Raw genomic sequence first — 13,035 nt, 5'->3', positions numbered from 1 at the left:
ATCGCAGGTCGCTTACATTCTCACTCCCGCGCGAGGTCACACGATATAGACGGATTTCGATTCATTCGATGCAAGCGCTCGATCAGCGGCTCGTCATACGGCCGATGCCTTCATCGCCAGCTGATACCGCAAGTGCCCGCCGATGCGCGCGACGACTTCCGACCAGTCGCCACCGAAGCGGCGGCGGAACAGGCGCATGGTCGGGTACCACGGACTGTTTTCGCGCGTGTAGTGCCAGCGCCAGTCACCGTAGAACGGCAACATCAGCCAGACCGGCTTGCCCATCGCGCCCGCGACGTGCGCGACGGACGTATCCACGGTCAGGACGAGATCCAGCGCCGCGATCGCGCTGGCCGTCTCGGCCATTGTGTTGAGACGCGCGCCCACATCGTGAAAGTTCGCGCGCTCGGTGGCATACCGGGCTGCTTCGTCGGCGCCCGCGCCCTTTTGCAGGCTGAAGAATTCGATGCCTTCCATCGCGAAGAGATCGTTCAGCACCGCGAGCGACGGCAGCGAACGATGTCCGTCGTTTTCGTGCGTCGGATTCCCTGAATGGATGGTCGCGAAGAGCAACGACGAGTACAAGGCGGCGGCGCTGCGTCTCATCCAGAACGACAGCGAACGGCTGGATCTGGCGCGCTCGCTCGCGGGCAAGAAGGCCATCGAGAAGCTCATTTTCAGGGGCCGGCCGGAGATTTTGGGCGAGCGCATTCAGGCGCTTTTGAAGGACCTGAGCCGCGCTGATGCGGCAAGCGCGGCGGCCGTGGCTGTCGCGGCGAAGTGAGGCGATCATGAAAGAAACCAGCAAAGCAAGCCTGCGCCGTTCCCGCGAACCGGCATTCGTGCAGCATTACCTCGTCGGCGACGGACTCGATATCGGCGTGACGGACGACCCGCTTTCGGCGCATGCGCACGTGTTCCCGCGCATGGGCAAAATCACGTCGTGGCCCGCGGACAAGGGCGATCTTTCGACGATGGATGGCGCGGGCGACGCAGCATTCGACTTCGTTCATGCGAGTCATGTGCTCGCGCGGCAGAACAATCCGCACAAGGCGCTCGCGCGATGGCTCGACCTCGTGAAGCCGGGCGGCCATGTCATCGTGACCGTGCCGGACGAGGATCTCTACGGAAAGGGCGTCTGGCCGAGCCGCTTCAACGGCGGGCACAAGACGAGCTTCACCATCTACAAGACAGAGAACAGGCTGCCGCGCTCGGTGAACGTCGTCGAGTTGGTGCAGGCCATGTCGCATGCCGCGGACTGCGAGCGCATCGCGCTGGTGCGCGACAACTTCGACGCCGCGCGAGCCGACGCCGACCAGACCGCCGACAGTTACGCCGAGTGCGTCATCGAAATTGTGCTGCGCAAACGCGCGGTGCCGACCGCGCATGAAATGAAACATGCGATGGAGCACGCGCGCAGCGCCGAGGCCGCCATCGCCGCGGCGCAGGCGGGGGTGCGTCAGTATCCGTATCGCTTCGACGTCTATCATCGCGCGATGATGCAGTTCTTGCGCTGGGACGCGCCCGAGCATGCCGACGCCATCTGGAAGCAGTGCGTCGAGCGGCTGCCGGGCGAACATCTGCCGCGTCTTTACGAGGCATTGCATCTGATCGCGCGTGGCAAGCTGCGGGAAGGCTTCGCGCTGCGCGAAAAGGTGATGGCGCCGTTCGGATGGCAACGCCGCACCACCACGCAGCCGCCGCACAACGTGCCGGAATGGAAAGGCGAATCGCTGCACGGCAAGCCGCCCTGACGCAGCGCCGTCGTGAGCACGTCCGACCAGCGATTCACTTCGTTCAGCGAGTGCGGGACATCGCCCAGCTTCTTGATGTCCGCGTCGAGCATTTGCTTGACGACGAGCGCATCGGCGCCTTCAGCGGGGACCACCTTCACGCTTGTGTGCCATTCGATCGGAGCTGCATCGCTTGCGGCGGGCATTGCCTTCTGCACGACCGCTTCCGCATCCGTGACTTCGGATGCCATCACGCGTTCCGTTCCCGCCACGCCGACCAGCACCACCGATCCAACACACACCATGCGGCGGACGGTTGCCGCGATCTCGTTCATCTTCAACATTGCTCGTATCCTTGATTGAACCAAACGCCTGAACGTCGCGCCTGGTTCATCGACCTTTGTCCGCGTAGCGTTCTCAGATCAAAGGTTAAGGATTCGCATGCTCAATCCGAATAGAACAAGTTCTAAAGTGCCTGCAGGCAAGCAAGAAACGCGGTATTTCAATGCGCGCCGTACGGGGCGCGCGAGCACGGACCGCCCATGCGAAAAGCCCGGCGCACGGCCGGGCTCTTCGAACATGAAACGTGCGAGCGTGTCGGAGGCTTATGCGATTGCTTCGGCAGGCTCCGCTTTCTTCGACTTGCTCTTCGCGCTCTTCGCGGCCGGCAGTTGCTCTTGCCAGAGCGCCTGCATGCGTTCGCCGAGAATCTCCGGGCGGCCCTTGAAGATCAGCTTCTCGATGGCTTGCGGTCCTGCCAGCTTCGCGGCGAGTTCGTTGCGCTCGTCGGCGTTTTCGATCAGGCGCAGCGCCGCGGCACGGTATTCGTCATTGGTCTTCGCGACCATCCATTCCGGGAACATGCCGACGCTCGGCATGTACATCATCTGGGCATTGCGCTCTTCGCTCGTCTGCCGGACGTGACGCGCGACTTCCCACAGATTCGCGCCTTGCAGCGGAATGAACTCGTGGAACACGGCCTTCCCGGCATCGTCGACACGGCCGTCGTAGCCCATGCCGATGATGTGGAACTTGTCGCGCATCGCGACCATCGTCTGCGAATGCGTGCGATAGATGGAGTGATTCTTCGAAAACCATTCCAGCACGACGAGTAACACAGGCTTCTCGCCTTCCTTGACCGGCGCCGCGCGGCGCTCGACGTCATGAATGCCGAGGCTCGCGAGCTTGCGGCGCACCAGCGTGTTGATCGGCTTCTTGATGTCGTGCTTGCCCGCATAGTCCGCATAGCTGCAATGCATGTACATGTCGTGGAACACGCCCATTGGCAGCACATCGAGGCTTTCGACTTCCGCAAGACGCTCGGGCAGCCAGCGCAGCAGCATTTCGCGCTTCGCGTGAGCCGAGGGCGTGGCGAGGAAGCGTGAAGACATGATGGTGGTGGCCATGCTCGCGGTCATCACCTTGTCGTGCTTCCAGAGCAAGTCCCAGTCGAGGCGGACTTCCGACTCGGGCAGATAGAACAACTGGAACTTGCGAAACTCGGCGTTGCGAAGTTCGAGCGAGTTGCGCGATTCCTCGTTCGCGCTGAACGAGCGAAGAATGTGGTCCGCGTTGCGGAACGAGCTGGCCGCGAAGAGCGCGGCGAGCCAACGCTGGAACAGCATCAGCTTGCCGATGCCGTGATCGGAGATGGTGAATTTCGGGTCCGAGGCCAGCGCCGTGATCGCGGAGGCGAGACGCGTGAGCAGGTGATCGTCCATGATGTCGTGCGCTTCGGCGGACTGCGCCCATGTGTCGACATCCATGAGAACACCGTAGTTCTGGTCGATCTTGTTAAGCAGTTCCAGCAGCATGCGGCTCGCCTTCTCGTATTCGCGGCGATAGCAGTGGTGTTCGAACTTTGCGATGCTGAATTTCATGTTTCGGTTCCTGGTCGGTTGATCCGCACGCCGCTGGCCGCTGTTCCGCTTTTGCTCCGGAATCGCTTTGGCGCTGACAGGAAGAAGGTTAAGGTTTCAGCGGGACCTGACGAATAGAAGAAGTTCTAATTTTGACCGCGACGATTAACCGTGCGCGCATGAAAAAGCCCGGCTCGAAAGCCGGGCTCAGGTACCACGGGACACTCACGACGAGCGTGCTACCTGCCCGTCGTGGGCATCGTCAGGGACGAACGGCTGCTTTGTCCGCGCTCGGGTTGGCGAGAACCGCCATGCCCTGCTTGAGCCAGCCATGCGACTTGACGACATACGGCTTACCGTCCTTCACGCCGCTCTCCGTGTAGAAGTACTCACGCGTCTGCATGTTCACCGACAGGTCCGCCTTCGTCTGCTTCTTCTCGTCCTCGAACGTGTAGTGCTTCACGCCGTCGGCGCCGTCACGGTACTGCATGTGACGCGTCAAGGCGCCCGCGCGAGTCAACAGGTCGACATCGGCCGTGTCCGTGGTCAGGTCGATTGACACTTGCTGCACGGTCGCGTCTGCCCAGAAAGCCGCATCGCCCAGTTCCAGCGTCAGCGGTTGCGCTTCGTCCAGATACATGTGCATTGCGTTCTCGTAGATCAGATACGACAGACCGCCCGCCAGGCCGATACCGCCGACCACAGCCGCCGCCGTGCCGGCCGCCGAGCTGCCGCCCGAGCTGCCGTGGGCATCGGTGTTGCCACCGTTGTCCGTGCCGTTGCCGTTGCCGCCGTTATTCGTCGTGCCGTTGTCGGTCGTATTGATCGACGCATTCGGGCCGATGTCCGTGCCCGTACCCGACAGCACCACCGTGCCGCCCACGCCGCCTGCTGCATTGTTCGATGCATCGACCTTGCCCGTCACCGCGACATCGCCCGTGTTGCCCGCATCGGCTACGACCGTTCCCGCGCGCGTCACGCCATCGAGGTTCACCACCGTGTTGAGCAGCGTGTTCGTGCCGCGCGCCGTCAGCAGCACCGAGCCGTTCTGCGCGTTGATCGTGCCGCTGTTCTCGACGAGCGCGTTGGCCGTCGCGTTGGTCAGCGTGAGTTGAATGCCTTGGCCGTTCGGCAGCGCAACCGTCGCGCTATCGCCCGCGGCGAGCACCACTTGCCCGCCTTGCGCCGTGTTGATCGAACCGGTGTTACGGACTTGATCGCCCACGAGCGTCACGTAACCTTGCGCCTGAATCGAGCCGTCGTTCTGAACGCTCGCATTCGTGCCCGTCGAGCTCAGTTGCAGCGGGCCGCCCGCCATGAACGCGTCGGGATTGATCGCCTTCGTCGTCGCCAAGAGCGAGCCGACGTTGACCACCGAGCCCTTGCCGAACAGCACGCCGTTGGCGTTCTGAATCAGCACTTGACCGTTGGCCAAGAGGGAACCTTGAATGTTCGATGCCCCGCCGCTCGTCACACGGTTGAGCGCCTGCGACTGCGCGTTCGGCTGATTGAACTGCACCGTGTTGCCGGCGCCGACGTTAAACGAGTTCCAGTCGATCACGGCGCGTTGCGTGCCCTGATTGATGGTCATCGTGTTGCTGTTCTGCGAGATGCTCGCCTGACCTGCCGTGACCTGGCCGCCGGTCGGCAACGCTTGCGCGAAGCTCACGCCGGGCTGCGTCGCGAGAACGGCGGCGGCGAATGCCGTCATCGCCGAGACGACGCGAAACGCGCTTTCGACCGAGACAGCGCCCGAAGCCGTGCCTTCGCCCGGCGCCTTGCCCTGGCTGACCACGTCTTCCGCTACTGCTACCAACATGCCGAGTCGTTTGCTGAAGACGCGACGAAACCGATTCTTGTTCATGAGAGAAACAGAGAGATGAGAGAGATGAGACGTTCCGCGTTGATGGTCAACAGCGGTCCAATGCGCTCAGCGCGATACACATGGAAATTGCGGGAAGGGCTGAGCGCCTTGGCAATCTGAATTCGGCGCAGCCTTCGCGGCCTGCTGGCCGGTCGCGGCGTGGGACTGACTCGCGTCACGCTTCGTTGATCGAAGTCAACTCGCTGACTGCGCAGGCCCGACCGACCTCACCGAATCCACAAAACGAATGGTAGGAACCGGTGCCTTCGGGCCATATAGAAGAACTTCGAATCTCGGACGAGGCGTGAAGAGCGGGCCGCGAACGGCCCGTCGTATAAGGCGCGGCGCGTGCGACGGGCGCGCGAAGAACCGGATTTTGAGAATGCTCCTAGCCGCAAGACGGGCGTCAACGGCTACGGGCGCGCCCGTCGCATGACCGGCGCGAGCGCGCTAGATGGCGCGGACGGCGCGCGCGGCGCCAGAGCGGTCCAGCGACAAGCCGCGGTCCGCTGCGAAGCGATGCAGATCCGCTTGGCGCGAAAAGCCGAGCTGTTTGCACGCCTTGACGCGCCGGGCGCTGATCGTGCTCTTGCCGAGACTGAAGAGCCGCGCCGTCTCGACGACGCCCATGCCGCACAGCATGAGGCCCGTCACTTCCATTTGCCACTTCGTGAGCGTCGCGAAGCGCCGAAAGTCCGGCTCAGCGTTGAACTGCGCGAGCGCGCGCTCGGCCACCGGCGAGCGATAGTGCTTGCCCATCGCCAGTTCGCGCACCGCGTTGAGCACCACGGACATTTCTTCGCGCTTGTTCACGATGCCGGCGACATCGCGCTGAACCAGCGTCCCGACGAGGAACGGATCGTCGAACTCGCTGTAGACGAGAACCGGCAAGTGCGGATATCTCGCCGACATGGAAGACAGAAAGCGCCAGCCGTCGAGCGTGCCGCCGGTCGGCATGGAATAGTCCGTGACGACGACATCGCAATGCGCGCGTTCGAGCAGCGCCATCAATTCCGTAGGATGACTAACTGCTCCGGCGACTTCGATACCGGCGCGTTCCAATGCGTTACGCAGTCCACAGACAACGAGTGGGTGATCGTCGACGATCGCGACGCTGATGCGCTTCTTCAGCATTATTTTTATCCTCAATGATACGGGGCGGTCTCAATGCCCCGTTATTACTGCCACCAACCACGGTTGTCATGCGGGCCGAAGCTCGCTTCCCGCCGTGGAACGATCCAGCCACAAGCCATGCCCGACCGCGAAGCGATACATCTCCGACTCTCCCGAGAAACCGAGCCGCCTGCACGCTTCGCTGCGCTGCGCGCTGATGGTGTTGACGCGCCGGTCCAACAGACGCGCCGTCTCGCAAACGGTGAGGCCGCACAGCATGAGGCCCGTCACTTCCATCTGACGGCGCGTGAGCGCCATGAAGCGCTTGTAATGCGGCAGTGCGCAGAAGCGTTCCAGCGACGCGCTGGCGATGGGCGACAGATAACGTTCGCCTCGCGCGAGACTGCGCACTGCGGCCAGCACTTCTTGCATCTCGTCACGCTTGCTCACGATGCCGGCGACGCCGCGCTGCACCAGACTGCCGACGAGAAACGGGTCGTCGAATTCCGTATAGACGAGCACGCGCGTGTCCGGAAACTGGCTCGATACGGAAGCGAGAAAACGCCAACCGTCGAGCGCCTGATCGCCCGGCATCGAGTAGTCCGCGACGACGACATCGCAGGGCGCGTCGTGCAGTAGTTTCAACAGGTGCGCCGGACTGGTGACCGCGCCCATCACATCGAAGTCCGCGCCCTCCAGCGTCTTTTGAAGTCCGTACAGCACGAGCGGATGATCGTCGACGACGGCGATTTTTGTCTTTCCCATCCCAAATCTCCTGACAGGCCGAGTGAGGCCTCTCCATCAACTGGCTCGCGCAGGTTTCAACCGTTAGCCCGATTGCTCGGCGAGCGTCGCAGCCACGCGATGCGCGCGCTGCGAGGTCGTCACGGCGATACGGCGGAAGCGTCTTGTATCGACGTTATCTATACATCCATGTTGTCGTGACTTGCATCGAACGATAAAGGCGCGGGAATTCTGGTCATATAGAACGATGTTGAAAACCCTGTCCCCTTATTGGCGGCGACAAGATGCGGCCTTCGCGCGGGCTTGCAGGCATTGAGTCGCGTGATACGGCGGAGATTGCGCGAAGCGCGCGCACGCGAATGATCGACAGACGCGAAGCCCGCCGTCCATAGAGAGAGTTCTAAACCGTCGACGCGTCATGCCCGATGCTTATTCATCGTTATAACGGGCATGGCGCTGAAGCGCTTCAGGCAGGCAGCGACGGTTCCGCTTCGACGCCGCTTTGCATGCGCCAGACGTCGAGCCAATCGACGAGCTTCGCGGGCGGCAGCGGCCGGCTCAGGTGAAAGCCTTGTGCAAGATCGCAACCGAGCGCGCGCAGGCGCTGCATGGTGACTTCGTCTTCGACGCCTTCCGCGACAACCTTCAAGCCCATGTTATGCCCGAGGTCGATGGTCGATCGCACGATGGTCTCGTCGTCCTTGTGATGCGTCATGCCCATCACGAACGACTTGTCGATCTTGAGCTCGTCCACCGGCATGCGCTTCAGATAGGTGAGCGACGAATACCCCGTGCCGAAGTCGTCGATGGACAAACACACGCCGAGCGCATGCAGCCGGTCGAGCGTCTCGATGGCGTGGTTCGGGTCGTCCATGATCGCGCTCTCGGTGATCTCGATGCGAATCCACTGCGGCGCGACGCCATGCCGGTCGAGCAGGCTCTGGAACGTCTCCGGCAGCGTCGACTGAATCAGCTCGCGCGCCGACACGTTCACGGACACGGCGAGTTCGATGCCTTGCGCCTGCCACGCCGCGCACTGCGCAATAGCCTTGTCCGCGACCCAGCGCGACACGGTCTTGATATAGCCCGTCTGCTCCGCGAACGGAATGAACTGATCCGGCGCGATGAACCCGCGCGTCGGATGGTCCCAGCGCACGAGCGCCTCGACATATTGCACGCGGTGCGTCGCCAGATCGATCTTCGGCTGATAGTAGAGCGTGAGCTGATCGTGCTCGACGGCCTGCCGCAGTTCGCTCATGAGCGATAGGCGTTCCGCGCTGTTCTCGTCGTGGCGCTCGTCGTAGAGCGCATGGCCGAGGTTCGCGCGCTTGGCCACGTACATCGCGATATCGGCGCGGCGCAAGAGCACGTTCATGTCGCTGCCGTTGTCCGGATACGCGACGATGCCGATGCTCGCGCCCACGTCGACGAGTTGCCCTTCGATCATGATCGGCTCTTCGAGCGCACGAAGCATGCGCGCGGCGATCGCGCGCGCCGCCGGCAGATCGTCGTCGGGCAGCAGCACGGCGAACTCGTCGCCGCCCAGACGCGCGACCGTATCTTCCGGACGCTGCAATGTGGCGCGCAGGCGCTGCGCGACTTCGCACAGCAGCATGTCGCCGATTGGATGCCCGAGCGTGTCGTTCACCAGCTTGAAGCGGTCGAGGTCCATCATCATCACGGACAACGCGCGGCCTTCCGTGCGCGCCGCGTCGATCGCCTCTTGCAGCCGGTCGTTGAAGAGCGCGCGATTCGGCAAGCCCGTGAGACGGTCCATGTACGCGAGTTCGGTGATGCGCCGCTCGCGCTCGACAATGCCTTCCTGCATCTGATTGAACGCGCTCGCCAGTTCGCCGATTTCGTCCTGATGGCGCACGGCGATCGGCGCGCTGTAATCGCCGTGCCCGACGCGCCGCGAGAACTGCGCGAGCGCCGCGAGCGGACGCGTGACCGAGCGCGCGGTGAGCATGCTGCCCGCAATCGAAACGATCACGCCGAGTATCGTGATGAGCACGAGCGCGGACTGAAGCCGGTGAAACGGCGCAAGCGCCTGACTGAGCGAACGTTCCAGCAACACCGCGACGGTCTGCCCTTCCGAATGCAGATGAAGCACGCGCGTCGCGTAGCCATCCTCGGCGAGTTGCGCCTGATTCTTGAGGCCTGCCCGCGCCGCTTCGGGCAGCGAACTCGCGAGCACGCCCCAGGCGCCGCGCTGGTCCACGGTCAGGAACGACACATCGAGCGATGTCAAAGAACTCATCTCGCGGGCAAGAGCGTCGTCGATCGCGAAGCCCATCACGACCCACGCGATGACAATCGGCGCCTTCACCGGCACCGCGACGAGCTGATACGCCTTGCCGCCGATCATGCCGAAGGACGACGCATCGCCCTTTTGCGCCACCGTCTTGATGAGATGCGGGAACGGGAACGCCGCGCCCTGATGCGCCGCGCCGCCGCTGTCGGCAACGAGCGTGCCGTCGAGATCGACGAGCATCACGATATCCGCGTGAATGCGGTCGCCGTGATTCTGCAACGCGGAGGCGACCGTCTTGCTGTCGTGCGTCGCGACCGCCTCGCGAAAGCCGAAGTCCGACGCCGCGACGCTCGCCGCCTGCGTCAACTGCTGGCTGTTGCCGCGCAGCACTTGCCCGAAGACGCGCTCGGCCACCGACAATTGCTCCTCGGCGTTCTGGTGCGCGTTCTTCAGAATCACCGAATTGATGACGACGTACGCCGCCGCCTGCGCGACGAGCATCAACAACACGAACACCAGCGCGATGCGCGCCCGCAGGCTGTGCAGGCGCATGCTATTCGGCGGCCTTCAGTTGCAGCGAGAACTTCGCCGTCGCGTCCGAAGCCGCGCTCAACTTCTGCGTGGGCTGCGCGTTCGCATCGGCCTGGTGGAAATGCCACGCGGTCAGCTTGTACGTATCGGCAGGCAGGTTGTCGATGGTGGCCGCGCCTTTCGCGTCGGTCTTCGCGAAATACGGCGTATCGACGATCAACAGGTACGCGACCATCGCATCGTGGATATTGCAGCCCATCACGACGAGGCCGGGTTTGTCGAACACGACCGGCGTGCCCGGAATGCCGTGGTACAGGTTCAACTCGAAGCGCTTGGCCGGCGAGAACGAATAGACATCGTGCTCGATGTTGTCCTTGTTCGGAAACGTGACCGATGCGCCCGTCTGCACCACGGACACGAGCGGCACGAAGCGGCGCTTGACCTGATCGATGACCGCGCTGGCCGGCTTCGTCGCGGGCAGCTTGCCGCTCGCGGGCACCGCATACACAATGGCGTCCGGCACGGGCGCGCCCGCCTGATCGACGACTTGCAGGTGAACGCTCGCCGCGTGCGCGCAGGCCGCAATGAGCGCTATCGCCGACAGCAGGGAAGAGATAACGAGGCGGGGTGTCATTCGCGGTCCTGTACGTCGCGGTACATGGGCGCCAGCTTCGCGAGCAGCTTGTTCTGCGCGCGAAACGGCACGCCGTTCTTGTCCATCGCGGCCTGCAAGTCTTCGACGAGCGCGTTGAACGCGGCACGGTCGATGTTCTGGCCTTCGTGCGTGCGCCGCATCGGGCGGCCGGTGTATTCGCACGGGCCGCTCAGCAGCACGCAGAACTGCTCGACGAGCTTGGTCTTGATGCGCTTGATGGGCGCGTTCTCGAAGTAAGGCGCGGTGCGCGGATCGGCGAGCACGTTGTCGTACAGATCGTCGACGATTCGCGTGAGTCCTGCCTGTTCCCCGAACTGGCGATACAGCGTGTCGTCGGCGGCGTGAGCGGTGCCGCTCAGAGCCGCGAACGCGCAGACGGCGAGCGCCACGCCGCGAAGGATCATCGTCGTTTTCATCAAAACCCCGCCTGCAACGAAACGTACGGCCCGCGCTGATTCTTGATCGTCGCGATATCGCCGAGCGCGACATACGCCGCCGTCAGCGAAATGTGCTTGTTCGGCGCCCACGCGATGAACGCGTCGTACGCGTCCTGCTCGCGCGCGAACGAGAGATTGTTCGGCTTCATGCGATATTCGCCGCCAATGGCGACGTTCTTCGTCAGCAGATACGCCACCGACGATTCGAATTCCGGGTGATACGCGTTCGACTTGTCGCCGCCGAAGCCCAGCAAGCCGAACTGATTGGCCTTGGTGAAGCGCAAGGTGCCGTTGAGCAGCAGGCTTTGCGCGAGCAGCAGCTTGGTCGCCGACAGATAGAAGTCCGTTCCCGAATTGCTCGCCGCGCCGATCGCCTTCAGCACGCCGCCCTCTTCGTTGTGCTTGAACTGCACGCCGGCCGCGATCTGCGGCAGCCACGTGTCCTGATCGAGCACGGCGTCGCCGAGCAGGCGCACTTTCACGCCGAAGATGTTCTGATTGAACGTGTAGTTCTCGCCGAGGCCGAGCTTTGCGCCGGCTTCGCGCGTGTCGAACCGCTGGCGCGCGAGCGACAGTTCCACGCGGTTCGCCACGCCGACCGTCAGGCCCCACGTGCCGAGCGCGTAGTCCTGCGTGTGGAGATAGGTGCCGTGAACGTTCGCGCCGAGCTGGCGCGCGGTGCCGTAGCCGCCGATGACGGCCCAAGGCGCGAGGCCGCCGCCGGCCGCGCCTTCGACTTGCGATACGCCGCCCGTCAGCAGCAGCTTGCCGCCGGTGAGGGGCACGGCTGGGGCGTCAGATGCGTCGTCGGCGCGCGCTAACGTCGGAATGGACCCGAGGCCGGCGCATGCGCACGCGATGGCGCAGACGAGGCTCGCAGTCTTGTGGATGAATCGCATTGCGTGGATGAGCTCGTGAGACGGGTTCGTCAGAAACCCGTCGGCCGCGCGGGGAATGCCGCGTGCAAAGCGCGGCGAGCCTCGGCGTCTGGGCGGCGCTCACCGGTGCGGGGGCGCCTTTCATCCACGTGTAAACGGCGGTGCAGAGCGAAACTTGATAGACGCGGCGCGACGCTAGGGCTTCGGGATCCGGATACGGCTGATCATCAGCGAGCCGGAGAGCGCGTAGACGAGCACGAGCGGATGCAGCGTGAAGCCCGCGATGCGCCATTCGCCGAACCACATATTCGGCCCGAGCGCGCCGAACCACGCCGCCACCGCAAGCATCAGCACGATGGCGAACGATGTCGGGATAGGCGTGCCCTCGAAGTGCGTGACCTTGCCAGTGCCGCCCGACATTTCCTCAGTCGTCACGTTGTAGCGCGCGAGCCGCGACACGCCGCAGGCGACGAAGTACGCCAGCACCACGCGGTCGTACAGGCCGCGCATGCCGAACCCATAGCCGATGATGGCGGGCGCGACGCCGAACGAAATCACGTCCGCGAGCGAATCCAGTTCCTTGCCAAGCAGCGACGCCTTTTGACGCCAGCGCGCGATGCGGCCGTCGAGCACGTCGAACACCAGCGCCGCGAACACCAGCGCGCACGCGAGATAGATGTGCAGGACCTCCGCGTCGTCGATATAGCTCATCGTCGAGAAAAGCGCGCCCGTGCCGCAGATCGCGTTGCCCAGCGTGAACCAGTCGGCCAGGTGGAAATCCCGGATCATCGAAAAGCGTTTCATGCCTTTTTGTCTTTGCTGTATGTCGGTCATTTGCGTCGCGGAAAGCCTCGGAGTCGGGTCAAGTCTATCATCGCGCCCTCTTTCGGACGGGCCTGCGCGAACCTAAACGTGGACGTACAGGTCCGCGCTATAATCCGCGGCACGTCTCCCATCACGGGCGCTC

Annotated in this window: 13 protein-coding genes; 3 read left to right on the top strand and 10 right to left on the bottom strand. The window is 63.5% G+C overall.

Translation table 11 applies throughout. The features are described from left to right. Window positions 1-93 precede the first annotated feature (93 nt). Window positions 94-585: a glycosyltransferase family 9 protein gene (locus JYK05_RS23725; protein ID WP_241270121.1), complete on the bottom strand. Its 492-nt coding sequence runs from the start codon at window positions 583-585 to the stop codon at window positions 94-96. Between JYK05_RS23725 and JYK05_RS23720 the strand changes: the two genes are divergently transcribed. From JYK05_RS23720 to JYK05_RS23710, 3 genes are read left to right on the top strand one after another with little or no spacing between them, the layout of a single operon-like run. Then, complete coding sequence (locus JYK05_RS23720; RefSeq protein WP_241270120.1) at window positions 557-784, top strand: hypothetical protein; 228 nt, start codon at window positions 557-559, stop codon at window positions 782-784. The two genes, JYK05_RS23725 and JYK05_RS23720, sit on opposite strands and share 29 nt — an antisense overlap. A gap of 7 nt (window positions 785-791) precedes the next feature. Continuing rightward, window positions 792-1,754: a methyltransferase domain-containing protein gene (locus JYK05_RS23715; protein WP_206470743.1), complete on the top strand. Its 963-nt coding sequence runs from the start codon at window positions 792-794 to the stop codon at window positions 1,752-1,754. A gap of 12 nt (window positions 1,755-1,766) precedes the next feature. Beyond that, entirely contained in the window at window positions 1,767-2,096 is a 330-nt protein-coding gene (locus tag JYK05_RS23710) for a hypothetical protein (RefSeq protein WP_206470742.1), read from the top strand. Window positions 2,097-2,338: 242 nt separating this feature from the next. Here the strand turns inward: JYK05_RS23710 and JYK05_RS23705 are convergent, their stop codons facing one another. The 9 genes from JYK05_RS23705 to pssA all read right to left on the bottom strand — a co-directional run bounded on the left by JYK05_RS23705 (window position 2,339) and on the right by pssA (window position 12,872). Beyond that, window positions 2,339-3,613 (bottom strand): hypothetical protein, encoded by a 1,275-nt coding sequence (locus tag JYK05_RS23705; protein ID WP_206470741.1) that lies wholly within the window; start codon window positions 3,611-3,613, stop codon window positions 2,339-2,341. 241 nt (window positions 3,614-3,854) lie between these two features. Beyond that, on the bottom strand, window positions 3,855-5,456 hold the full coding sequence (locus JYK05_RS23700; protein WP_371826486.1) for a filamentous hemagglutinin N-terminal domain-containing protein: 1,602 nt from the start codon (window positions 5,454-5,456) through the stop codon (window positions 3,855-3,857). Between the two features lie 450 nt (window positions 5,457-5,906). Then, window positions 5,907-6,590: a response regulator transcription factor gene (locus JYK05_RS23695; RefSeq protein WP_175945667.1), complete on the bottom strand. Its 684-nt coding sequence runs from the start codon at window positions 6,588-6,590 to the stop codon at window positions 5,907-5,909. Window positions 6,591-6,656: 66 nt separating this feature from the next. Further along, the gene (locus tag JYK05_RS23690; protein ID WP_175945669.1) at window positions 6,657-7,334 is read right to left on the bottom strand and encodes a response regulator transcription factor; all 678 of its coding nucleotides are present in this window, start codon (window positions 7,332-7,334) and stop codon (window positions 6,657-6,659) included. Between the two features lie 445 nt (window positions 7,335-7,779). Continuing rightward, window positions 7,780-10,119 carry a bifunctional diguanylate cyclase/phosphodiesterase gene (locus JYK05_RS23685; protein WP_206470739.1) on the bottom strand — a complete coding sequence of 780 codons (2,340 nt, stop codon included), beginning with the start codon at window positions 10,117-10,119 and terminating at the stop codon, window positions 7,780-7,782. 1 nt (window position 10,120) lies between these two features. After that, the gene (locus tag JYK05_RS23680; protein WP_175945673.1) at window positions 10,121-10,732 is read right to left on the bottom strand and encodes a methylamine utilization protein; all 612 of its coding nucleotides are present in this window, start codon (window positions 10,730-10,732) and stop codon (window positions 10,121-10,123) included. Beyond that, window positions 10,729-11,169, bottom strand: a complete 441-nt coding sequence (locus tag JYK05_RS23675; RefSeq protein WP_175945675.1) for a group 1 truncated hemoglobin — start codon at window positions 11,167-11,169, stop codon at window positions 10,729-10,731. The genes JYK05_RS23680 and JYK05_RS23675 overlap by 4 nt, the downstream gene beginning before the upstream one ends. Next, entirely contained in the window at window positions 11,169-12,089 is a 921-nt protein-coding gene (locus JYK05_RS23670; protein WP_241270119.1) for a DUF3034 family protein, read from the bottom strand. Before JYK05_RS23670 ends, JYK05_RS23675 begins: the two co-directional genes overlap by 1 nt. A gap of 174 nt (window positions 12,090-12,263) precedes the next feature. Beyond that, window positions 12,264-12,872 (bottom strand): CDP-diacylglycerol--serine O-phosphatidyltransferase, encoded by a 609-nt coding sequence (gene pssA / locus JYK05_RS23665; protein WP_175945677.1) that lies wholly within the window; start codon window positions 12,870-12,872, stop codon window positions 12,264-12,266. Between the last annotated feature and the right edge of the window lie 163 nt (window positions 12,873-13,035).

Origin of the sequence: Caballeronia sp. M1242 (genome assembly GCF_017220215.1) — a bacterium.
Lineage (GTDB): Bacteria > Pseudomonadota > Gammaproteobacteria > Burkholderiales > Burkholderiaceae > Caballeronia.
Note: the sequence above shows the minus strand (reverse complement) of the source record. Positions and strands in the feature narration are given on the sequence as shown.